21 protein-coding genes are annotated in these 22,408 nt (G+C 45.7%); 8 read left to right on the top strand and 13 right to left on the bottom strand.

Features of this window, described 5'->3' with window-relative positions:
* Positions 1 to 126: 126 nt before the first annotated feature.
* From nrfH to KIH41_RS03540, 5 genes are all read left to right on the top strand, one after another.
* Positions 127 to 777, top strand: coding sequence for a cytochrome c nitrite reductase small subunit (nrfH, locus tag KIH41_RS03520; protein WP_214161520.1), 651 nt, complete (start codon positions 127 to 129; stop codon positions 775 to 777).
* A 16-nt stretch (positions 778 to 793) separates the two neighbouring features.
* A complete protein-coding gene (gene nrfA / locus KIH41_RS03525) occupies positions 794 to 2,287 on the top strand; it encodes an ammonia-forming cytochrome c nitrite reductase (RefSeq protein WP_214161521.1) in 1,494 nt (497 codons plus the stop codon).
* Between the two features lie 103 nt (positions 2,288 to 2,390).
* Positions 2,391 to 3,713, top strand: a complete 1,323-nt coding sequence (locus KIH41_RS03530) for an alginate export family protein (RefSeq protein WP_214161522.1) — start codon at positions 2,391 to 2,393, stop codon at positions 3,711 to 3,713.
* 5 nt (positions 3,714 to 3,718) lie between these two features.
* Positions 3,719 to 6,853: a cytochrome c biogenesis protein gene (gene ccsA / locus KIH41_RS03535; RefSeq protein ID WP_214161523.1), complete on the top strand. Its 3,135-nt coding sequence runs from the start codon at positions 3,719 to 3,721 to the stop codon at positions 6,851 to 6,853.
* Positions 6,854 to 7,048: 195 nt separating this feature from the next.
* On the top strand, positions 7,049 to 7,504 hold the full coding sequence (locus KIH41_RS03540; protein ID WP_214161524.1) for an SgcJ/EcaC family oxidoreductase: 456 nt from the start codon (positions 7,049 to 7,051) through the stop codon (positions 7,502 to 7,504).
* Positions 7,505 to 7,949: 445 nt separating this feature from the next.
* On the opposite strand, the gene KIH41_RS03545 is transcribed toward KIH41_RS03540, so the two are convergent.
* The 12 genes from KIH41_RS03545 to queD all read right to left on the bottom strand — a co-directional run bounded on the left by KIH41_RS03545 (position 7,950) and on the right by queD (position 18,579).
* Positions 7,950 to 9,041, bottom strand: coding sequence for a hypothetical protein (locus KIH41_RS03545; RefSeq protein ID WP_214161525.1), 1,092 nt, complete (start codon positions 9,039 to 9,041; stop codon positions 7,950 to 7,952).
* A 12-nt stretch (positions 9,042 to 9,053) separates the two neighbouring features.
* Positions 9,054 to 9,821: an ABC transporter permease subunit gene (locus KIH41_RS03550; RefSeq protein ID WP_214161526.1), complete on the bottom strand. Its 768-nt coding sequence runs from the start codon at positions 9,819 to 9,821 to the stop codon at positions 9,054 to 9,056.
* Complete coding sequence (locus KIH41_RS03555) at positions 9,818 to 10,549, bottom strand: ABC transporter ATP-binding protein (RefSeq protein WP_214161527.1); 732 nt, start codon at positions 10,547 to 10,549, stop codon at positions 9,818 to 9,820. Before KIH41_RS03555 ends, KIH41_RS03550 begins: the two co-directional genes overlap by 4 nt.
* On the bottom strand, positions 10,524 to 11,771 hold the full coding sequence (locus KIH41_RS03560) for a nitrous oxide reductase family maturation protein NosD (RefSeq protein ID WP_214161528.1): 1,248 nt from the start codon (positions 11,769 to 11,771) through the stop codon (positions 10,524 to 10,526). Before KIH41_RS03560 ends, KIH41_RS03555 begins: the two co-directional genes overlap by 26 nt.
* Positions 11,772 to 11,810: 39 nt before the next feature.
* The gene (locus KIH41_RS03565) at positions 11,811 to 12,245 is read right to left on the bottom strand and encodes a nitrous oxide reductase accessory protein NosL (protein ID WP_214161529.1); all 435 of its coding nucleotides are present in this window, start codon (positions 12,243 to 12,245) and stop codon (positions 11,811 to 11,813) included.
* Between the two features lie 4 nt (positions 12,246 to 12,249).
* Positions 12,250 to 12,861, bottom strand: coding sequence for a hypothetical protein (locus tag KIH41_RS03570; RefSeq protein ID WP_214161530.1), 612 nt, complete (start codon positions 12,859 to 12,861; stop codon positions 12,250 to 12,252).
* 52 nt (positions 12,862 to 12,913) lie between these two features.
* Positions 12,914 to 14,893, bottom strand: coding sequence for a Sec-dependent nitrous-oxide reductase (nosZ, locus tag KIH41_RS03575; RefSeq protein WP_213945336.1), 1,980 nt, complete (start codon positions 14,891 to 14,893; stop codon positions 12,914 to 12,916).
* Positions 14,894 to 14,927: 34 nt separating this feature from the next.
* A complete protein-coding gene (locus KIH41_RS03580; protein WP_213945335.1) occupies positions 14,928 to 15,443 on the bottom strand; it encodes a c-type cytochrome in 516 nt (171 codons plus the stop codon).
* Between the two features lie 60 nt (positions 15,444 to 15,503).
* Complete coding sequence (locus KIH41_RS03585) at positions 15,504 to 16,727, bottom strand: hypothetical protein (RefSeq protein ID WP_214161531.1); 1,224 nt, start codon at positions 16,725 to 16,727, stop codon at positions 15,504 to 15,506.
* 93 nt (positions 16,728 to 16,820) lie between these two features.
* Positions 16,821 to 17,558 (bottom strand): iron-sulfur cluster repair di-iron protein, encoded by a 738-nt coding sequence (gene ric, locus KIH41_RS03590; RefSeq protein ID WP_214161532.1) that lies wholly within the window; start codon positions 17,556 to 17,558, stop codon positions 16,821 to 16,823.
* Between the two features lie 2 nt (positions 17,559 to 17,560).
* Positions 17,561 to 18,055: an RrF2 family transcriptional regulator gene (locus KIH41_RS03595; protein WP_214161533.1), complete on the bottom strand. Its 495-nt coding sequence runs from the start codon at positions 18,053 to 18,055 to the stop codon at positions 17,561 to 17,563.
* A gap of 98 nt (positions 18,056 to 18,153) precedes the next feature.
* Positions 18,154 to 18,579 (bottom strand): 6-carboxytetrahydropterin synthase QueD, encoded by a 426-nt coding sequence (gene queD / locus KIH41_RS03600; RefSeq protein ID WP_213945331.1) that lies wholly within the window; start codon positions 18,577 to 18,579, stop codon positions 18,154 to 18,156.
* Between the two features lie 194 nt (positions 18,580 to 18,773).
* Here queD and KIH41_RS03605 point away from each other — a divergent pair, with 194 nt between their 5' ends.
* The 3 genes from KIH41_RS03605 to KIH41_RS03615 are packed head-to-tail and all read left to right on the top strand — an operon-like array spanning position 18,774 to position 21,715.
* On the top strand, positions 18,774 to 20,897 hold the full coding sequence (locus tag KIH41_RS03605; RefSeq protein WP_214161534.1) for a ribonucleoside triphosphate reductase: 2,124 nt from the start codon (positions 18,774 to 18,776) through the stop codon (positions 20,895 to 20,897).
* Entirely contained in the window at positions 20,881 to 21,048 is a 168-nt protein-coding gene (gene nrdD, locus KIH41_RS18200) for an anaerobic ribonucleoside-triphosphate reductase (RefSeq protein ID WP_213945329.1), read from the top strand. Before KIH41_RS03605 ends, nrdD begins: the two co-directional genes overlap by 17 nt.
* Positions 21,002 to 21,715: an anaerobic ribonucleoside-triphosphate reductase activating protein gene (locus tag KIH41_RS03615; protein ID WP_317194917.1), complete on the top strand. Its 714-nt coding sequence runs from the start codon at positions 21,002 to 21,004 to the stop codon at positions 21,713 to 21,715. The genes nrdD and KIH41_RS03615 overlap by 47 nt, the downstream gene beginning before the upstream one ends.
* A 1-nt stretch (position 21,716) precedes the next feature.
* Here KIH41_RS03615 and KIH41_RS03620 read toward each other — a convergent pair whose 3' ends face one another.
* Positions 21,717 to 22,334 carry a hypothetical protein gene (locus tag KIH41_RS03620; RefSeq protein ID WP_213945328.1) on the bottom strand — a complete coding sequence of 206 codons (618 nt, stop codon included), beginning with the start codon at positions 22,332 to 22,334 and terminating at the stop codon, positions 21,717 to 21,719.
* Positions 22,335 to 22,408: the final 74 nt, after the last annotated feature.

The following is a 22,408-nucleotide window of genomic DNA, read 5'->3' on the forward strand; positions in this document are numbered from 1 at the left end:
CAATTAAGGGTTGAAGAACTCACATTTTTGTGTAACCTATAATATTTTTATATTTATACTAAATTATGACTTATGTCATAGTTTGGATTTTTCAGTCAACCTACTTTTGAATCAAATCTTTTCCTTATGGGCAGACTACCCAAATTCAAGCGGTTTATGTTCCGCTACTCCCTGATCCCCCCGCGAAAATGGCGGCCTGCCGCTACCGTATTGGTTGCCTCAATCATTGGTCTGGGTCTGTACATGGTGAAATTGAGCAATGCAGCCTCCTATCTTTCGGACGATCCCCAAGCCTGTGTCAACTGCCACGTGATGACACCCCAGTATATCACCTGGAACCACAGTGCCCACCGCGAGGTAGCCCACTGCAATGACTGCCACGTCCCCCACGATAATGTCTTCAATAAGTATTACTTCAAAGCCATGGATGGGCTTTACCATTCTGCCATCTTCACGTTGAGAGCGGAGCCGGAGGTAATCAAGGCCCGCGAGCCCTCTGTAGAGGTGATTCAAAACAACTGCATCCGGTGCCACACCCCGCAGGTGACAGATGCCAAGCTTTCGGGGTTCGTAGAGGACCACCATGCTAAGCGCACCGACCGCCTCTGCTGGGAATGCCACAGGGAAGTGCCCCATGGCAGGGTAAAAAGTCTCTCATCTGTGGGCCATCAAATTGAGCCCATCCGGGCCCATGCCCCTTCTGATCTTCAAATTGTACCCAAATGGTTGAGAGATACCATAAAAGATAAAAAAAAGCAACACACCGTCCACAACTAATAAATAACCATTTACCATGAGAAATTGGATTCTTTTCATTGGCACCATCATAGTCGTCTTTTTATTGGCAATGCTGGCCTATACAATTATGGACAGAAAAGCTGAGGCAAGATTTGCCTATCAGCCCAAGGTCCAAATTGATGGTATCGAACCGCGCGATTCCATTTGGGGCCTTAATTACCCCCGACAGTATCAATCCTATCAAAGAACTGCCGACACCACCTTTACCAGTAAATACAACACCAGCGCCCTACGGGATGCCTTGGAAGACCAGCCGGAAATGGTGATCCTTTGGGCAGGCTATGCATTCAGCAAGGGCTACAACGAGCCAAGGGGGCATGCCTACGCGGTGCACGACGTGCTGCACTCCGTCAGGATCGGTGCGCCTATGGAGGCTGGTGAGGGCGTGATGCCAAGCACCTGCTGGACCTGTAAAAGCCCCGACGTGCCCCGCTTGATGAGCGAAATGGGTGTGACGGAGTATTACAGCAAAAAGCTTTCTGACCTGGGTCCTGAAGTGATCAACCCAATAGGATGCGCGGATTGCCACAATCCCGAAACCATGAATCTGACCATTACCAGACCGGCACTGATCGAGGCATTTGAAGCCATGGGCAAGGATATTAACAACGCCACCCATCAGGAAATGCGCTCGCTGGTATGCGCGCAGTGTCACGTGGAGTATTATTTTGACAAAAATAAGCCTGGCAAGGAAGGCGCCCAGTACCTGACTTTCCCTTGGAAAGATGGGATGGATGTGGAGTCTATCGAAGCTTACTTTGACAACATTGACTTTGCTGACTGGATCCACCCGATGAGTAAGGCCAAGATGCTGAAAGCCCAGCACCCAGATTACGAATTGTTCTCCATGGGCGTACACGCCCAACGAGGCGTAAGTTGTGCGGACTGCCATATGCCTTATCGAACTGAGGGCGGACAGAAATTTACCGACCACCACATAGGATCCCCCCTAAACAATGTGGAAAACAGCTGTTTTGTGTGCCACAGAGAAAAAGTTTCCGATCTGGTAAATGATGTCTATGAGCGACAGAGAAAAATCAAGGAAGGCACCAATAAATTAAGGAGGATCATAGCCATGGCCCACTTTGAGGCAGAGAAGGCCTGGGAGCTTGGTGCCACCCAAGAACAGATGAAAGACATCCTTACCGGCATCAGACATGCCCAGTGGAGATGGGATTATGCAGTGGCCTCCCATGGGGCGGCTTTCCACGCTCCGCTTGAAACCAGTAGAATTGTAACCTCCGCCACGGATATCATCCAGGAAACCCGCATCAAACTGACCCGAGTACTGGCCGATTTGGGACATAATGAGCCTGTGAAAACCCCAGACCTAAACAGCAAAAGTGCACTTCAGGCCTATATAGGTATTGACCTTGAAAAGGAAACTGAGGCTAAAGGGAAATTCCTCGAGCAGGTGGTACCGAGATGGTTGAAGGAAGGCAGGGCCAGAGAGGCACAAAAAGAAGTAAAAGTACTTAGCAATAAATGATATTGGGTTGAGAAATAGGGCACTTATATTGTTCGTGTATTACACTATAAATCAGTTAAATATATTGAACAAAACCTTTACTCAGTTTTAAAATATCAATGTTATGAAAAAATGGATAACCATTGGATTGGTCATGATAATGACACTTTCCTACTACAGTGCGATGGCACAGTTTAGCATTGACGGCCAGTATATAACCCGGGGAGAATACCGGAATGGCTTCGGCAGACCCATTGGGGAAGGAGAAAACCCAGCAGCATTTATTGCCCATAGGGCCCGACTACAGGCGAGTTACCGAATGGATGGCTTTAATTTTTTCATGAGTGTACAGGATATCCGGACTTGGGGCAATACCACTCAGGTCAAGCTAACCGACAATTTTTTATCCGTCCATGAGGCTTGGCTTGAGGCGGATATGGGCCCCATGTGGAAAATCAAGCTTGGCCGGCAGGAATTGAATTACGATAATGCCCGCTTCTTGGGTAATTTGGATTGGGCGCTCCAAGCCAGGGCACATGATTTTGCACTGGTCAAATATGAAAAAGAAGACATGAAGCTTCATTTTGGAGGGGGATTCAACCAAGAAAACCAGTTCCTCTTTGAGACTACCTTCGTTATTCCCAACCAATATAAGGTAGCCCAAATGGCCCGATATGAAAACAAGTACGGGGATTTTCATTTCTCGGCTATGTTTTGGAATGACGGCAGGCAGTTTTGGACAGTTGAAGATGAAGAATTCTCCACCACGGGAGTGGATTTCCGACAGACGATTGGGCTCCCCACATTGAAATACCAAATGGGCAACACCACCTTTACAGGGTACTATTACCACCAATTGGGAAGAGATAGATTTGGCGTGGAAAGAAGAAGGATCAATGCCTATAATGTAAGTGCCCAGGTCACCCAGCAGTTTGACATCAATAATGAGATAGGCAGAAAGTTCAGACTTGTCGGAGGCTTTGAGATTCTAAGCGGCGGGGTGGACTCTTTGACGAATAATGCCTACTCCCCGCTTTATGGTACCAACCACCTATTTAACGGTTACATGGATCTGTTTTACGTAGGCGGAGCCCATGAAAACAATGTGGGCCTTCAGGATTATTTTCTCAGAGGCCGATATGATTTCAATGAAAGGTTTTTCCTTCAAGGCGATGCCCATTTGTTTTACTCCTATGCAAGTGTATTCGGACCTGAAGGCGGTCCAGACCCTTTGAGCAACTTCATGGGGACCGAGCTGGATTTGAGTTTTGGTTATGTATTCACCGATGCGATTTCCCTTCAGGGGGGATACAGCCAATTTTTCCACACAGATACTTATCGCGCCATACAGGGCAACCGTAACCTAAGAGACACCCAAAACTGGGCCTATCTCATGATGATCTTTAGGCCCAATATGAAGAATAAATTTATAGGAATATTACTGTAGGAAGAATGAGGTTAGTGAAGTTAGTATTTTCCACCAAGGTTACCTTGGTGCTGTTGATTGCTTTTGCTGGAAGTATGGCCTGGGCCACCTTTATAGAAAATGATCACGGGACAGCCGTAGCCCGGGGCATGGTCTATGATTCCTGGTGGTTTGAAATCATCCTGATATGGTTGGCCTTCAATTTTTTGGGGCACATCCAGCATTACAAGTTATTCAGCGCCAAGAGGTGGCCGATAGGATTGTTTCACATTGCCTTTGTAATCACCATATTGGGAGCGGGTATCACCCGCTACATGAGTGAGGAAGGCATGATACACATCCGTGAAGGTGAAACTGGAAATACCTTCTACACTACCGCGCATTACCTGCAGGTGAAAAACCACAATGCCGAAAAGGGAAATAGTTTTGAGAAGCCTATTGCCCTGATTGGTCATAAATTCAGACCACAAACCCATAAGGTAAACTTCAATGAGCCCAATTTCAAAGTGACTTTTGAGGATTACATCATTGGCGGCAGGGAGGAGTTTGAACAAGGTGATCAAACCTATATCGGTCTAGCTGTGGCAGTGGGATCCGGAAGGGAGGATTATCTGGTCAACCCGGGTCAGACAGTGAAACTGGGGGACTTTGAACTGGGAACTACTTTGGAGGCGGAAAGTCCTGTGAAAGTCTTCAAAACAGATTCTTCCTGGATGATCCACACCAACATTCACCTACAGCTGATGGACATGAATACCCAGCAGATGGGCGTGATGCATGCCGGGGAAACCCAGCCCATCCGCTACAGATCCCTATATCAATGGGATGCGGGAGCTTTTATAGTGAAATCAATCGAGGAAAACGCACAGCTACACTACGGGCCGGAGCCAGACCCTGAGGTGGCAAAAAACAGGTCGGACATCATCAAACTTGCCATCAAAGATCAAGATGACAATCCTATTTCTAACGCCTATTTTAAGCTCACCAGCCTAAAGCCCAATTGGCATTCCTTTGAACATGATGGGCAGGAATTCAGCCTAACATATGGCCCCAAGGCTATTTCTTTCCCATTTGAATTATATTTAAATGCCTTCGAGTTGGACCGCTACCCGGGTAGCCAAAGCCCAGCCAGCTATGCCAGTGAGGTGATGGTGAGGGATAATGGAGATGAATTCCCCTACCGGATTTTTATGAACAATGTGTTGGACTACAGGGGATACAGGTTTTATCAGTCCTCCTACGATACAGACGAAATGGGCACGGTGCTTTCCGTCAATCAGGATCGGCCAGGCACTTATTTGACTTACTTTGGCTACTTCCTAATGACCCTGGGTATGTTTATGACCCTATTTGTAAAAGGCAGCCGCTTCCAGATGCTGAATAGAAAACTGGTGACGCTGAGGAAAAAAGCCATGGTGACTCTGCCCCTCTTTTTATTCGCCATCGCAGGCCTTCAGGCCCAAACGCCAGTACCTACAGTAGCGCCAGAAAGCATTGTACCCAAGGAGGTAGCTGACGAGTATGGTAAACTGATCGTACAGGATCTTGACGGTAGAATGAAGCCTTTGAATACCCTTGCCAATGAAATTGTGAGGAAAGTGGCGGGAAAATCTTATGTGGACATTCCAACCGATGCTGGTACAGAAAGGTTGACGGCAGAGCAATTTTTGCTTGCCATACAGCTGGATCCTGTGAGTTATAGCCATTTGCCGATTATTAAGATAGACAGTGAAAAATCCCTACATGCATTTGCAGCATTGGACCTGGAGCCAACTGACAGGATTAGCTTCAGGGATTTTCTGACCGATGACGGGGAATACAGACTTTATGAATTGGTGGAAATTGCCAATATGCTCAAGCCATCTGAGCGAAATGAAAGCCATAAAGAATTGCTCAAAACAGATGAACGCTTCAATATCTTCTATGCCCTGTTGACAGGTGATTTTCTGAGAATTTTTCCAAACCAATTGGATGAAAATAACACCTGGTTTACCAGTCAGCAACACCAGCAGGGGTTTGAAGAGGAGGATGCCATTTTTGTCAAAAATATCACCCCACTTTTTCTGAACGGCGTGAAAAAAGGATTGGAGCAAAACAACTGGGAAGATGCCTATGAAGCGCTTAACTACATCAATGTCTTCCAGCAATATGCGGGCAAGGAAGTCTATCCTAGTGAAAACCTGATCATGGCAGAAGTGCTATACAACCGATTAAACCTAGGCACTAGAATGTTTGGTCCCTTCTGGTTGATTGGATTATGCATGCTGATGCTGGGAATTACCATGTTGTTCAAGGAAAATAAACCTTTACATATCGCTTGGAGTGTAGGCAATGTTTTGGGTTGGATCGGCTTGTTGGTGTTTACCTTTCACTTGGGATTGAGATGGTACATTGCCAAGCACCCGCCTTGGAGTGATGGGTTCGAGATGTTGGTCTTCGTGGCCTGGGGTGTGCTATTCTTCGGTTTGATATTTTCCGATAAATCAAAATTTACTGTGCCACTCGGGCTTCTGTTTTCAGGCACCCTCCTCTTTGTGGGGTTTCTGGATTGGCTAAACCCTGAAATCACCAACTTGATGCCGGTGCTCCACTCCTACTGGCTCAAAATCCACGTGGCAGTAATAGTAAGTGGCTATGCGCCATTGGCACTTTCCGCCATCATGGCCTTGCTAAGCCTGATGCTGCTGATCTTCAAGCCTACCGCACCAAAAGCCAAATGGTGGCTGAGCATGCAGGAACTCAATGTGGTGAATGAAATGTCCATCACCATCGGCCTGTTTTTGCTGACCATTGGCACCTTCCTTGGTGGCGTATGGGCCAACGAAAGCTGGGGCCGCTACTGGGCTTGGGATCCAAAGGAAACCTGGGCGTTGATCTCCATCATCATCTATGCGGCCATCCTACATTTGAGATTGATTCCTCCATTGAAAAACAGCCTGCTTTATAATTTGGCCAGTCTTTGGGGCTTCTCTACCATCATCATGACCTCCTTTGGGGTCAACTATTACCTATCGGGATTGCACTCCTACGCCGCCGGTGATCCGGTACCGGTGCCACATTGGGTATATTGGATTGTAGCCGTTCTACTTGTAATCTCTGTGATCGCCTGGATGAAGTATAAAAAACTTGGCGATGATGAAAAGAAAAGGTTGGTGGTGTAAGCCCTAGCCTATTCAGGTACCAAGGGAGTATGAAGCGTGTATGAAGCGTCTCATATCCAACCTTCACCCAGTCTTGGCCCAGCACCTGCCCACTCCTCACCCAAAGTTTTCTTGGGTCAAGGTCGGGTGAGTGTTGGGCCAAAGTTGGGTTACAAGCGGGAATTAGTACCTTTATAGTCCACAAGATACTACAAGATGAAGCGATTATTCATTTTCACAATTGTCCTTGCCCTTCTCGCCGCCTGTTCTCAGGCTCCAACTTCTTCCGATGACAATGACGCCCAGGCCATCACCGAAATGAGCAAGGCCAGGGCAAAGGCCTTTAATGAAGGAGATGCGGCAACCATTGCCGGACATTTTACCAAAAATGGAGTCCTCATGGCCCCCGGCCAAGAAGTAGCCACCGGCACGGAGGCCATTGAAGCCTATTATGCAAAAATCTTTGAAGAATATGAGGCTATACTGGACAGCTGGTATGAGGAAATAGAGGTTTCCGGCGACATGGGCTTCGGGCGCGGCGAGGCAAGGGTCACTTTGATAGATAAAACCTCCGCCGACACCACCGAAAGCAGCTCCAAATACCTCAATATCGTCAAAAGACAGGATGACGGCTCTTGGAAAACCAGCCATGATGTGTGGAATGATAATTAGGCGGAAGACCGAGGACGGGATAAGGCGTTCGGACAAGCGGGAATAAAAGGGACACGGAGTTTCGCAGAGTTTTATTGGAGTTTCACAGAGCCGCATCGCGGAGAATATACACAAGAAAAATTAGGACGTGAATATTTAGCAAACATTTTACATTTTCCAAAATGATGAATTTCAAATTATGATTGCCCGCCATGGTAAGAATAATGAAACTTCTTCTCGTTTAACTGATACCCCACCCCATCCTAAGAGCGAAGCTCGAAGGGAGGGTTCCGTGAATAAGGACATTTAATTACAGTAAGCCTCCAAATTACTCCTAAAAGCATCATACCCTGCGGTGTACTTCGTACTTGGTACCTAGTACTTTATACCTTTTTTAAGTAAAAGACCCATGAATCAAAAATCCACAGGTCTTTGCTATCAATTAGCCTTATGAAAATTTAAAATGTTATACCACTTTTTGTGCGGAATTTTGGGGTAAAGCTTTGAAGTATAATTTCCAAACCATTATTCCAGCCATCAATACAAACATTCCCAATACGATCCATCCGTTGATTATCCCTAGGCTTTGCCGTACCTCGGGATATTTCAGGAGAGCTGCAAGCATCCTTCCTAGCAAAGTGATCTGGAAGAATGACCAACCCCACCACAGCACAGGATGGTAAATGGTTTCAGGTTTCTTGAATACCGCAGGAAGGATGACAGGTGCATGGGCCCAGATCATGCTGAAGGCAAAGCCAAGAAAGTAGGTGTGAAGGAAAATATCATAGAATAGCGGGTGTTCCTCCAAAAGCAGAAGCGACACCCCAAAGACCCCCAGCCAGGAGTAACCCACCATAAGTCCAGTACCTACATATTGATGAAATCCTGCTTTCTTAATGGAATTTTTGGCCATATCAAATTTGATCAACCACAGACCTACCAGGAATGCCACCCAGCCTTGCAGGAGATTGCCACCCTCGTGGAAAGGGATCAACAATCCTAGAAAAAATAGGATGAGAAGGGCATAAAGCAGGTATTTGCTCCAAGGGGGATTGGGTAGAAACTTGCCAAACTCCAGTCGTTCCCCTACTATGGTAAAGAGAATGAACCCTATCCACCAGGTCGTGGCAGCAGGCACAAATTCGGTTTTGATAACCATCAAATTTCCAATCAGCCAGCCAATAGCCCCCAGGCACAAGATCCATTGCTCCACCAGCTTGTATCTGGATGCCTGCAAATATAGAATAACCACCAAGCCCGCGCTCTGGACGGATAGCAATACCATACCAGTAGTCTGCTGGCCTGCCAGGATAGCTATGGTCGCCAAAACCCCCAATAAGGGGACGGCAAGCCAGTTTTTTGATGGCAGCACAATGGACCTTTCCAACGATACCAAGGTGCCCATAAAGCAGCCAGTCATGAGCAAGGCATGGTTGATGGCAGAGTTAACATTAGGGAATCCAGAATAGCCTAACCTGGTCCAGCCTCCCACTATGCCCATCACCAACCCTACTAGTATTAAGGGCAACAACCATTGAGGTTTCAGCATTTTACCCATACCCCACTGCATTTAAAGGTCTTTTCTTTTGAAAATCCTCATGGACCAAGTCACAGGAATCAATGTCCAGAGAAGCAATATGGCTGTGGAGTAAACAAACCCCATATTTGACCCGAAGAATTCTTTATAGAATGCCCCCGTATACCCCATCAGGGCCGAGATGTCAAGCTGCAAGAGCATGAGAATTCTTGCCAGATCCACGGGATTGAAGGAAATCATGGCCAAGGTGGCCCTTTCGATAGGATAGTCGGCAAATTGATAGACTACCCACAGCAGCAGGGCATCATAGATAAGGGCGAAATAAAACCAGAAAAGCAGGCCCACGCCGATAGCCTTTGCCTTATCGCGGGTAAATACCGCAGCCAGAAAAGCCAAAGAGACAAATACAAAGGTGAGCATCAGACTAGCGTAAAGCAATGTCAGTGCGGAGCCGCTAGCTCCATATAAGAAAATCGGCAAACCAACCCCCACCAGTAAAGCCAAGCTTAGAGCCAGAATGACGGCTAGGTATTGACTTAGAAAGACCGTTTTTCTGTTGATTGGCTGGGAAAGCATCATTTCCATAAATTCATAGGAATTGTAGAAATGAATGGTGGTAAAGATCACACTCACAAGCGGCACCACCAGCAGCACAATGTTCAAGAGACTGAGCACTACCTTGGCATTATCGCCATCAAGCATGAACATGGATATGGTGCTGAGGAGCAAAAACCCTAAATATAATAGGATGAAGCGGGTACGCAACATATCAAACAGGATGTATTTGATGATTCTGGTCATGAGGTTATCAGTTCAGTTAAGCATTTATTTTGGGTGATCAAGCAACTGATCGCTTTGCCTAGTTTGGTTTCCCCCGTTTCTTTTTTAAGGTTTTTAATGCTGTCGTTATATATCAGGTCACCTTCAAAAAGATAAACCAAATCAGTGGTCAAATCATCAAGGTCACTCATGATATGGGAGGTGATGATAACCAATTTTCCGGATTCCTTTTCTTTGAGGATTTTGTCTTTGAGAATCTCCACAGAGACGGGATCAAGTCCGGCCGTGGGTTCGTCAAGAATCAAAATTGGCGGGTTGAAAAGGAAGGCTAAGGCGGCGCTAACTTTCTGCCTAGTGCCTCCAGAAAGGGTATGCATGCGCTTTCCATACATTTTCTCCAACTCAAAACTCTGGATAAGCTCCTCATCCAGAGCACCTGTATGCTTTCTGATATTTTTAATCATCTCGAAAACCTGACCGATGGTCATGTTTTCTGGATACCGTCCAATTTGTGGCATGTAACCAATCTTTTCCCTATAAGCCCACTCTTTCAGGATGCTTTTGTCCTGAATGGTGATATCACCTGATGTAGGAATTACCAAGCCCAAGATGGTTTTGATCAAGGTGGTTTTCCCAGAGCCGTTAGGACCTATGAGGGCATAGGATTTCCCCAACTCCAACTCTAGAGTCAGGTCGTTCAGGACGGTGAACTTGCCGAATTTTTTATTTACTTTTCCTATAGAGATCATAAGGCTTCATACTTGGACAGTTGTCTTTTAAATTTTCTGGAGTCATGGCAGGAATGACTTTTTCGGCCTTGTCGAGCATGGTTACAAGCATACTTCGGTAGATCATCATGGCCGAAGGGACTTTTTCCACAATCACGGAAAACATGCTAACGGGATGAAAGGGCACATCCCCTACTCCATCCTTGTTGAGGTCATAGCCTTGGTACTTTTCCCAATAGTTGCCATTGACTTTATTCAATACCAATGAGCCATTGGTGGAAAAGTCAAAGGTATTGGCGATGAAGTTGTTTTTGGAAAAGCTGTTGTCATCGCAAGATGCCTGAAGCTTCACTCCCCAACCGTTTTGCTTGAAGAGATTGTCTTCAAAAGTGCTGCGGCTGGTGCTTTCCATGTAGATTCCGATGGTGTTGCCGGTGAAGCGGTTACCGATGATCTGGCTATCCCGCATGTCTTTGAGCAAAAGTCCATAGGAAGCTGTACCCCAGTTGTCTTCAAAGTTGTTGTGGCGCATTTTCATACCATGGGAATACATCACCGCCACCCCGGCCCCATTGTTTTTGAAGGTGTTTTCCAGGTATTCATTTTCATTGGAAAACATGAAGTGTAGTCCGTAGCGCATGTTTCCTACACTCTGGTTGCGCTCAATGGTGGAATTGGTCACAAACTCAAAATATATCCCATCACGGTGGCCCGACACTTCATTATCTAAGATTCTTGCCCGCTTGCATTTCCAAAGATGAATACCGTTTCCCAACTGATATTCATGCTCGGCCTCTGCTTTCAAGTGGTTATTTTGGATCAGAGCCCTATTGGTATTGGACAAATGGATGGCAAAGAAGGTATTGTCAAAGCGGTTGTCGCGGATGGTGATATCATGGGCATCTAGCCCTTTGATGGCAGCAAGGTCTTCCACGCTTGACCTACCAGTATTTATTAGTTTAAAGCCTTGTATAGTGACATCTTTTCCGGCCACTATAAAAATCTCCCCTTTCCCGTCAGCATCAATGGTAGGATAATCAAGACCGATAAGGGTCAGCGGTTTTTGAATCAACAGGTTATTTTCAAGGTACTTTCCAGCTCTTATAAATAAAGTGTCACCAGGAGCAGCCGAGTCAATAGCCAACTGTATGCTGGCCCCCTGGCTTACTTTTCCATTTGTTGATTGGGAAAAGGTGAGCAAGGGAATGCATAACGTAAGTAATATTGTTAGGAGACTTTTCATATTCATAAGGCGTTAAAGTCACTCAAGAGAAAGCAGGCTTCAGTCTAGTCTGGCAAGCATCCTTTGGTAATTCATCAATTCCCCACTGCGTTGGTCCAGGTATTCTTTTGCTGCTTCCTGGGTACTGAATGCCGCAAAATTACTGGCCATGGGGGGTTTCAGATCTTCTGAAAGTACATAAGTGGCATTGTAGGCATTGATCAGCTCTTGGGGCTGGCTAAAATCAATCACAAGTAGGTGACGGATATCATCGGGTTCCAGCTGGGATTCTGCCATAAAGCTGTGAACACAATTGATATCGTCAAATTTGTAAACCCGCCCTTTGTTGGTGACGATCTCAGAACCGAACTTTGGGTCCATGATGGTCATTTTGCAGTGATGGCAGGCATCTTTCCCAAAATATATGGCCTCTGGATCTGCTTGGCAGGCCAACAGCAACCAAATGGGAGCGAGCAATACAAATAACTTTTTCATAGGCTTAAGTATATAATTTGGCGCCTCTATAGGCCCTTTTGTTCAAGGAGGATTTCCATTGTTCAATGATTATGGCAATGATTACCAACAATCCAGCTCCAGCAGCAATGAATCCGCCGACATCCGGTGCTGAGTAGGCAATGAAATTCAATAGTTCTTTGGAGCCAATCAATGGTGGCTGATAGCTCATTCCGGGTACTTTTATAGCGGCAGTTGGATCGAGATTGTGGCCATAATCATAGCTCCACAGATAGAAATCCAGCATGCCCCCTATGCCTGCTGACAGCAGGATACCCAAGTAGCTCCATAAGGCAAATTTTCTCCCGATCAGGGCCAAAACCAACCCTACTCCGATTATGGCGGCCAGGATATAAGGCATGATCTCAAACTCAGGGAACATTTCTACCTTGATGTATTTCATCCCGATATAGTGGTTCAAACCATTGATTACTGCCACATCACCGGTGATATTGTTGATCCAAATTTTCATATGAAGCCATTCCGGATATTGCGGAGCCCACATCTCTATTTTCCATATTGGCACAAAATAGATCAGGATCATCAGCAGAGCCGATAAGGCCATCAAAATTCTCGATAAGGGTGTAATTTTTCCCATATTATGGTTTTAATAAGCGGGACCTAGGAGCCCCAGGCCCCGCTCTTTAGGTTTAATCCTCCTCAGTGTCTCCTACTGAATATTTAAGGGCCACGGTGCTGTTAGCAGGTGAAACTCTCAAATACCCCTGCATCTCCTGGTGCAATGCCGAGCAGAAGTCCGTACAGTAGAATGGAAAGATCCCCGGTCTGTCTGGCGTCCACTTCAAGGTCTGGGTAGCCCCAGGCATGATCAACAGTTCAGCGGTATTGGCTCCCTTGATGGCAAATCCATGCGGGATGTCCCAGTCCTGCTCCAAATTGGTGACGTGGAAATACACCTCATCCCCAACTTTCACCCCTTCGATGTTGTCAGGTCCAAAGTGAGATCGGATGGAAGTCATGTAGACGTGAACTTTATTTCCATCCCTGACCACTTTGGCCTCTCCCGGGCCTTTGGTCACATAAGGGTGCTTGTTGTCCTCAATCTTGTAGATCTTGACCTGTTTGTCTTTGATCAGATGGGCAGGGAAGGCTTCTGCATAGTGGGGCTCACCTATAGTAGGGAAGTCAAGAAGTAACTGCATCTTATCCCCAGAAATGTCAAACAGCTGGGCTGAGTGGGCCAATTCTGGACCTGTAGGCAGGTATCTGTCCTTGGTAATCTTGTTGTAAGCTACTAGGTACTTGCCGTGTGGCTTGGCTGTAGGGCCACCGGGGATGGATAGGTGACCTACAGAATAGAATGTAGGCTGACGATCCAAAACCTCTAGCGTTTCAATGCTCCATTTTACTACCTCAGAGGATACGAACATAGAAGTATAAGCATTTCCTCTTCCGTCAAACTCGGTATGCAATGGACCAAGACCAGGCTTTTCCACCACACCATGAAGAGCCGACTCGTATCTCACAATTGGGAATCCGTCATATTCGCCTTCAAAATCCTGGTTGTCGATTGCTTCCATGAGTTTGGTGAAAGAGAATACTGGGATCAATGCAGCAAGTTTGCCACTACCCACGATGTACTCACCACTAGGGTCTACGTCTGTTCCATGAGGGGATTTAGGACAAGGGATGAAATAGATGATGTCCTTCAATTCCTTTGGATCTAGTTGCAGCACCTCTTCCATGATGGTGGAAGTCGCCATATGGGTGTCATGGTCAAGCTTGTTATGGGCATATTTGGCTTTTACCGTTTTGCCTTTGCCAGCCTTGATATATTCTTCGGCCTTTTTCCAGTTGACCGCCATGATAAAGTCCTTGTCCCGCTGGGAAGCATTTACTTCCAGAAGGGTGTGGGCCTGCTCCGTGTTGTAAGTCGAGAAGAAGAACCAGCCGTGGGATTTGCCCTTACCGGCCCTGGCCAAGTCGAAGTTTACTCCTGGGGTCACCAGCTGGAAAGCGATGCTCATATCGCCTTTATCACCGACTTTGATGAAGCTGACCGTTCCTTTGAAGTTCTCTTTATAAGTTTCAATCGGCACGTCATTTTCCTCATCCGTTCCCACAGGTACGGAAAAACGGGTACTGGCTACCACATATTCCGTGTTTTCGGTGATGAATGGTGAAGAGTGGTTACCAGCACTGTTTGGTATTTCCAGAATCTCCACCGTCTCAAAAGAAGTCAAGTCCACTCTGGCGATTCTAGGGGTATTGTTAGCATTCCCGAAGGCCCATCTGGCATCATGTTCACCATTGGTGGTGGAAATGGCGATATGGTGCAAATCATCCCAAGGCACAAAGCCGTGGGCAGTGTTAAGCATCGGCTTGGACTCCTCAGTATAACCATAGCCGTTTTCAGGATGTGCGGAGAACACGGGAAGGATTTTCAACACCCTGCCCGAAGGGAGCCCCACCACGCTCATTTGGCCATTGAATCCTCCAGACACGATGTTGTAAAACTCATCATGCTGGCCGGGGGCCACATACACCTTGGAGGCGGCATCACCCACGCTCACAGAGCCAGCCGTTTCCGGACGGCAGCCTGTAGAGAAACTCAGGGCCAATACCGCAGCAGAGATGGCCGTTAGATTGATTGCTTGTTTGATTTTCATATTGATCTGTTGATTGGGATTGTCAAAAACTAATTTAGTTATTCACTGCACCATCCATCTTCCCTGTTCTTTCCTTGTCATTGTGTCTCATGTACTCGAGCAGGTTTCTGGCTTCCTCCAAAGACACATTTTGGTTAGGCATTCTTGTCAGACACTCTTCCAACAGCTTCTGGGCTTCCGGATCGGTGTCCAACATGTCGTCCACGTTGGTGATCATATTCATGATCCACTCTGGCTTTCTGCGGTTGGTTACCCCTTCGAAACCGGGCCCCACTACCCTTTTATCATTTAGCTTATGACAGGCAGAGCACTTCATATCGAATATTGATTTTCCGTCAGCCACCATGCCATCATCCAGGTTAGCAGCCAACTCCACATGGGTGGTTTGGCCTATGCCTTTACCCTCTTTGACGGTTTGTGGGACTTCTGATTTCGCAGCAGCAGGCTTGGTTGCGGCCGTTTCTCGGGTTCCCGTCTCATTGGTGCTAGAGCCACAGGCTACCAGAAAGAGGGCGAACATTAGTGCGATTGGGATTTGTAAAACTTTCATGTTTGTACTATTTAGAATTGTAAATTAAGGTTGATTTAAAGGCGAAAACCATGATCAAAATCAGGTATTTATGTGATTATACTTGGGTATTGTCCGTTGGTACAAGGAAGTCAGGACCATAAGTCCGAGCCCCAGGGGCAATAGCGCCGAACACAGGAACAGGATTTCGTGATAATAGGGCAAGCTCCCCCATTTGGCCCAAAAGAAGACTCCTTGAACAAAGAGAAGCACTTCTGTACCCACATATCCAGTGATAAAGATGGCCGCGCCCATTGTTCCAAAACTGTGGCTATGGGCAAGCACCCAAAGGAGCCAGCCGGTGATAAATCCGAGCATGGTCAAATGGATATAGCCTATCATAAATTGGCGGATGGTAGTGGAGATATTGGCGATATCTGGCACTATTAAACCGACCTGGAAGAGCAACTTGAAAACCAGGGAAAGCAGGCCGAAATGAAAGAACACTTTCAAAATAGGAGCCTGAAGCCGCATTTTTTCCCTGATCTTATTCCATATCGGCCAAAGCAAATATCCAAATGCCAACACCTGAAGGATTACACCCACACTGTTGAAATGGAGATAAAGTACTTGTGGAAAAGCCCAGTTGAGAACATGGAAAAATGTCAGTCCAAGGCTAATTAGATATATATTGAGAAAACCTTTAAGTTGGTTGGGTGAAATGATTATTCCCCATGATTGAAACAGCTGGACCAACAGTGCTATCACAGCCAACACAAACCATCCGTTGAATTGGAAATGTAGGTAAAATTGGACAGTTAAGTGATAATAGGACGTGTTTCTCAGCCCCATGGCCATCACGGGGCCCATGCCCCAGATCCCAATGGTGGAAAAAACCATCGCGACAAGGCTGGCTTTAACCAATAGATTTATAAATGGGAAATTTGCTGCAGAAAGGTCTTTCCAAAGCCAGTAAACTAAGATATAGCTGGCAATTATGTGTAAGGTGGAAAAAATGATAGAGACCGCCCCATAACCCTGGATGGGAAAACTCACCAACATACCGAATACAGTGGCTTGGGTAAACCAAAATAAACGGTTGTAAAAAGAAGTCTTTTTCTTGTCTTCAGGGATAAAATAATGGTGAAGCAAGGTAAATAGGATCAGATAAACCCAACCCAACATAGCCACATGCGAGTGTCCGTGCAGCATGTTTCTGTAGTCCATCCCGGGGATTTCACCAATGAAAGCGTACCTGAGCATCAACCCCATCAGTGTGGCGATCAGGAAATTCAAGAGCGATATGTTGATCCAAGTATTACGCATAACCTTTCCATTTTGACATTAGAACGGCCAGGGAAAACCCGACTCCACGGGTTTTCCAAGTGGCCGCTCACCACCGTTCACTCTATTTAAATTCTAGGTATTTTCCACTTCAAACCGGGTTTCAGCTTCCGCTTTGATGGCTCTTGGAAACAAGATGTTGTTTTCCAGATGGATATGCTTGTGAAGATCCTTTTCAAACTCATCCAAAAGTTTGTAAGTCACTTGGTAAGTATTGCAGGCATGGGCTGGAGGGTTGTAGTTGTTGCTCAGCTCAGCGATTTTCTCAAATCTCTCCCCTTCAGACTCATGTTCATCCATCATCATCATAATCGGATTCTTGACAGTTCTGAAATGGGGCTCGTTCATGCTTTTGCCTTCCTGATGGTATTTCACCATTTTTCTCACAAAAGGAAACAATACCAACTCCTCTTTCTTCATGTGTGCAGAGAGATTCTGCGCGGTGTCATAGAATAACTTGTTGATTTCAATTAATTCGCGATTGGCGTGGCCGTGGACTTTGCACAGTTTGTTTAAGTATTGCAGCAATAGCGGGATGCGGTCTTCCACATATCTGTGGTGTTTTTTCTCTATATAGTCAGCCAGCAAGTCCAATGGCCAGCTCTCAAAATCCACGTGCCCTTCATCCTTAGTGTTGAATATCTTTTTCAAATCTTCCTTCACAGCCAGAGGGTCTATTTCCTTTTTCTCACAGGCTTCCTCGATAGTTCTTCCTCCTTTGCAGCAGAAGTCTATTCCATGTTTTTCAAATACAGTCGCGGCTCTAAAATCTTTTGCGACCAATTCCCCTATTGTTTGTGTTGTAATTTCCATGTTTATTCAGTTATTGAGTTTAATACCTTTTTATCTTTTATAAACTTAATTTTTTTTGGACAAGCTGTTTTCAAATAAGTAAATCCCTTGATTAACCCCGTGGAAAGATCTAAAAGATTGGCTCGGTGGGCCATAGCTTTCAGATCCGCCCTTACCAATTTAAAATGTTCATGTATCGGACAGGGATGGTCTTCGGAACATTCAGCCAACCCCAAACCACAGCCATTGTAAATCTGACTGCCATCCAATGCCTCTACAATATCGTGTAAGGTGATTTGAGAAAGTTTCTCGATGGGAATTTCAAATCCGCCAGTTGGTCCCTTCTGGGAATCTACCAAACCAGCCCTAGTCAAGGTTTGGAGGATCTTTGCCGTGAAGGCATTTGGGGAACCAATTTGCTCAGAGATATACTTAAGGCTAATTCTTTGGCCTTTTAGGGACTCCCCTGCTATGAGGATGGCGGCCCGGATTCCGTATTCGCATTTTTTAGAAAACATCTCGATTGGGGATCGTTTATGGTTCAAATATACGACAAAATACAAATAAGACAAATAAGTCCTTTATTTATTTTAGACTTTTTTGTCCGAATTAATTTTCAGGCAAAAACAGGCCCAAAAGACCATTCAGCAAAGCTTGTGGAAGTTTCGTAAAGCTTCAAATTTTGTAGTCTTACCCGATCGGGAAGCTTATCGATCAATATATCAGCCATCCAAAGGATCATCCGCTCGGCAGTGGGCTCCGTATTCATCCAAAAGATTTTCCCATCGGTATTTTGATAGTTGTCCCTGTTTTCTTCCGTGTCCTTCAGGATCAAGGCATGGTCCATGGGTTCTAAAATATAATTCCTTACTATATTTTTAAGCTTCTTGAAATCCATCACCATATCCTCCCCCTCTATCATATTTCCAGTGAGGGTTACATGAAGCTTATACGTATGCCCATGAATGAATTTACAAGCTCCATTATAATTGGAAATACGGTGGGCGGCTTCAAATTCAAAGATTTTGGTAATGCTAAGCATATTGAACACTCATTATTTATTAGGAGACCTGTCAATAAAATTCGGGACAAAATTATCCTTTTATACTGAAGAACCCTATAAATCAGCCGTCTAATTTAGGACAAAAAGGTATGATTCTTATCATATATGCACCTGACCAAAGTCAGCAATTACCATGATGGAACTACTTAATTTAGGGCAAATCATACTACGCCATGCAACATTATGTAATAAAACGAAACGGCAATTACGAACCGTTTGAAGCATACAAAATCAAGGATGCTTTGGAAAAAGGCTTCCAAAGTGTCCACCAAGAATTTGACGAGGATTTATTCCAATCCATTATCGCTAAGATAGAAAACCAAGTCACCTGGGCAGTGGAGGAGATCCAGGACATCATAGAAAAAGCTCTATATGAGAAAAAGTACTTTGAAGTCATGCGTTCCTTCATGCTATATCGCCATACCCGCAAGATGCAGCGGGAACATGTGGAAGGGCTTACCGAAGACACTACCTACGTAAACAGCACCCAGACCATTGAGGAATACATAGGCCTGACCGACTGGAGAATTAACGCCAATGCCAACACCTCCTACTCCAATGCCGGGCTGGTGAACAACGTGGCCGGAAAGGTAATTGCCAACTATTGGCTCGATAAGGTATATAACAAAGAAGAAGGATATGCCCACCGAAACGGGGATATCCACATCCACGATCTGGATTGCCTGACTGGTTATTGTGCGGGCTGGAGTCTGAGGGTACTCTTGAATGAAGGTTTTAATGGTGTCCGTGGCCGGGTGGAAAGCCGCCCTCCCTCCCATTTTCGGGAAGCATTGGGCCAAATGGCCAATTTTCTGGGCATCCTGCAAAGTGAATGGGCCGGCGCGCAGGCTTTTAGCTCATTTGATACCTACTTGGCCCCGTATGTGTTCAAGGACAACCTACCCTATGAAGATGTGCTCAAAGCTATTCGGAGTTTTGTATACAACCTGAATGTGCCTGCAAGATGGGGGCAGTCTCCCTTTACCAACATCACCATCGATTGGGAGGTGCCAGAAGACTTGAGGGACCAGATCCCGACCAAGAATGACCTGCATCTATTCAAAGATAATAAAAGCCCTGACTTGTATGAGCGGGCCAAGGAAAGAGGCGCCCCTGATCCAGAGGGGCTAACCTATCGCCATTTCAAGAAGGAAATGGACCTGATCAACAAGGCCTATTACACGGTGATGACCGAAGGCGATGCCAATGGGCAGCCCTTCACCTTCCCGATTCCAACTGTTAACATTACGGAGGATTTCGATTGGTATGGAGAAAATACGGACCTGCTCTTTGAAAACACCGCCAAAATCGGTTCTTCCTATTTCCAGAACTTTGTGGGGAGCCAATACATCCTGGATGAAGAAGGCAACCGTGTCGAAAACCCAAAAGCGTACAAGCCTAATGCGGTCCGAAGTATGTGCTGCAGGCTGCAGCTCGACTTGCGGGAGCTTCTGAAGCGGGGTAACGGCCTTTTCGGCAGTGCGGAAATGACCGGATCCATAGGTGTGGTGACCATCAACATGGCCCGACTGGGGTATTTATATCAAGACAACCTACAGGGCCTTTATGAAAGGCTGGACCAGTTGCTGGAAATTTCCAAATCGACGTTGGAGAAGAAAAGGGCATTTATCCAGGAAATGTACGACCGGGGACTTTACCCCTATACCAAGCGATACCTCCCCCATTTCAGAAATCACTTTTCCACTATTGGGGTAAATGGGATGAATGAAATGATCAAAAACTTCACTTCTGAACAGGAGGATATTACATCGGATTTCGGGATTGACTTTGCTTCAAAAATACTGGAGCATATCCGTGAAAAGATGAAAATCTACCAAGAAGCAACCGGAAACCTTTATAATCTTGAGGCCACTCCGGCGGAGGGCACCACTTACAGGTTTGCCAAAGAAGACAAAAAGCGGTACAAAGACATCGTTCAGGCTGGGCAAGGAGAAAACATCTATTACACCAACAGCTCCCAAATCCCGGTCAATTACACAGAGGACCCGTACGAGGCACTCTTCCTTCAGGATGAGCTCCAGTGCAAATACACCGGAGGCACGGTTTTGCACCTTTACATGAGCGAAAAAATCAGCAGCCCCCAAGCCTGCAGAAGCTTTGTACAGAAGGTGGTAAGCAACTTCAGACTTCCCTATATCACCGTGACACCCGTTTTCAGCATTTGCCCTGAGCACGGCTACCTGAACGGTGAACATGAGTACTGCCCCAAATGCGATGAAATCCTTATCAATCAATTAAACGATAATCAAATCAATGACCATGAAAACATCCAATGACACATTCCTAGCCCAGCTTCAGGACAAGAGAACCAAATGCCTGGTGTATACCCGTGTGATGGGTTACCACAGGCCAGTAGAAAGCTTTAACATAGGAAAGAAAGGTGAGCATAGACAGAGAACACATTTTAAAGAAGGACAGAGTTGCTAGGCCGATATTCAATATCACGCCATTCACCCTTTTAGACTACCCTGGACACACAGCCTGCATCCTTTGGTTTGCAGGCTGTAATATGCGCTGCCTGTATTGCTACAACCCCCAAATCGTGACGGGGAAAGGCAAACTGTATCTGGAACAGGCGTTGGATTTTATTTATTCTAGGAGAACCTTGCTGGACGGAGTGGTCCTGAGCGGAGGGGAATGTACACTTCACAGTGATCTTATCCCCTTGACGAAAATCATCAAAACCTTTGGACTGAAGATCAAAATCGACACCAACGGGGCCTTACCTTCCAGGATCAACGAACTCTTGGAAGAAAAGCTTATTGATTATGTGGCTTTGGACTTCAAATCACTACCCAAAAACTTCCAGCACATCACCGGATCGAATCTATTCGAGCAATTCGAGACCACGCTGTTGTTGCTGATGGGATCAAATGTGGAGTTTGAGGTGCGGACCACGGTTCACTCGGAGCTGATTGACCGGGAAGAAGTTAAACGGATGGTAAGCTACCTTGAAAAAATTGGATACAAAGGTGTTTACTACATTCAGCAGTTCAGAAATGATGCGGAAACCATCGGAAAAATGGGTAGCTCCTCCACCTTGCAGGATTTGAGGAGCCTTTCGACTCCCAACATTGAGGTGGTGGACAGGTAATCTATTTAGATAAATAAATGGATAACTTGTCATACCACCTTTCACCTTTATAAAAGTGGTAAAGGACTTTGGCCAGCTCTGCCTGGTATTTTTTGGAGGTCACCATCAGGTTGCATTTGGTCTGGGTGGCATATGACCAGAAGTCGGCAATCTTTCTAAAGTTAAACTTGATAAAGAAAGTGTCCTCAAAGTGCTGGTTGATCAAGGAAACCAGCTCTTTTTCCTCTGATAGCTTTGATTTTGGAATGAATCCGGGAGAAATGATGGTTGCTTGGCTGTTTTTCAATCTGGCACCAAAAAGATTTATGAATCCCTTTATAATTTGGGCTGACCCTTCGCTGCCGTCGTAATGGAAAAGTACTTTCTCAGTATTTATTTCTTGGTCAAACAACAATAACGGTATGCCACAGGGTGTTTTTTCAAGTTCTCTGGGCTTATCCATGTTGTGCAACCATTCCAAAACCTGGGGTAGATTGGCAGTAATAAGGGTGGGGTTTTCGATGACATGTTGCACGCCACTTTTTGGATCAAAATCCTCGAGAACATACGCTAGATCGTGAAAATTGAGGATGTTTTCAGGAATTTCAAATTGAGGTGGTGTCTCTGTTATCGTTGCCATAGTTTCTTAAGGTTTATGCAAATCTACAGGAGAAGGAGAAAAAGTATTATGACGAATCCCTGTTGGAAAAGTGA

Source organism: Litoribacter ruber (assembly GCF_018500185.1).
Lineage (GTDB): Bacteria > Bacteroidota > Bacteroidia > Cytophagales > Cyclobacteriaceae > Litoribacter > Litoribacter ruber.

Coding starts and splice junctions, on each gene's coding strand:
- ccsA (WP_214161523.1), top strand. CDS start 3,719: ATGAGGTTAGTGAAGTTAGTATTTTCCACCAAGGTTACCTTGGTGCTG.
- KIH41_RS03595 (WP_214161533.1), bottom strand. CDS start 18,055: ATGTTTTCTAAAAAATGCGAATACGGAATCCGGGCCGCCATCCTCATA.
- KIH41_RS03620 (WP_213945328.1), bottom strand. CDS start 22,334: ATGGCAACGATAACAGAGACACCACCTCAATTTGAAATTCCTGAAAAC.
- KIH41_RS03570 (WP_214161530.1), bottom strand. CDS start 12,861: ATGGGAAAAATTACACCCTTATCGAGAATTTTGATGGCCTTATCGGCT.
- KIH41_RS03580 (WP_213945335.1), bottom strand. CDS start 15,443: ATGAAAGTTTTACAAATCCCAATCGCACTAATGTTCGCCCTCTTTCTG.
- queD (WP_213945331.1), bottom strand. CDS start 18,579: ATGCTTAGCATTACCAAAATCTTTGAATTTGAAGCCGCCCACCGTATT.
- nrfH (WP_214161520.1), top strand. CDS start 127: ATGGGCAGACTACCCAAATTCAAGCGGTTTATGTTCCGCTACTCCCTG.
- nrdD (WP_213945329.1), top strand. CDS start 20,881: ATGAAAACATCCAATGACACATTCCTAGCCCAGCTTCAGGACAAGAGA.
- KIH41_RS03560 (WP_214161528.1), bottom strand. CDS start 11,771: ATGAAAAGTCTCCTAACAATATTACTTACGTTATGCATTCCCTTGCTC.
- KIH41_RS03530 (WP_214161522.1), top strand. CDS start 2,391: ATGAAAAAATGGATAACCATTGGATTGGTCATGATAATGACACTTTCC.
- KIH41_RS03605 (WP_214161534.1), top strand. CDS start 18,774: ATGCAACATTATGTAATAAAACGAAACGGCAATTACGAACCGTTTGAA.
- ric (WP_214161532.1), bottom strand. CDS start 17,558: ATGGAAATTACAACACAAACAATAGGGGAATTGGTCGCAAAAGATTTT.
- nrfA (WP_214161521.1), top strand. CDS start 794: ATGAGAAATTGGATTCTTTTCATTGGCACCATCATAGTCGTCTTTTTA.
- KIH41_RS03545 (WP_214161525.1), bottom strand. CDS start 9,041: ATGGGTAAAATGCTGAAACCTCAATGGTTGTTGCCCTTAATACTAGTA.
- KIH41_RS03555 (WP_214161527.1), bottom strand. CDS start 10,549: ATGATCTCTATAGGAAAAGTAAATAAAAAATTCGGCAAGTTCACCGTC.
- KIH41_RS03550 (WP_214161526.1), bottom strand. CDS start 9,821: ATGACCAGAATCATCAAATACATCCTGTTTGATATGTTGCGTACCCGC.
- nosZ (WP_213945336.1), bottom strand. CDS start 14,893: ATGAAAATCAAACAAGCAATCAATCTAACGGCCATCTCTGCTGCGGTA.
- KIH41_RS03540 (WP_214161524.1), top strand. CDS start 7,049: ATGAAGCGATTATTCATTTTCACAATTGTCCTTGCCCTTCTCGCCGCC.
- KIH41_RS03585 (WP_214161531.1), bottom strand. CDS start 16,727: ATGCGTAATACTTGGATCAACATATCGCTCTTGAATTTCCTGATCGCC.
- KIH41_RS03565 (WP_214161529.1), bottom strand. CDS start 12,245: ATGAAAAAGTTATTTGTATTGCTCGCTCCCATTTGGTTGCTGTTGGCC.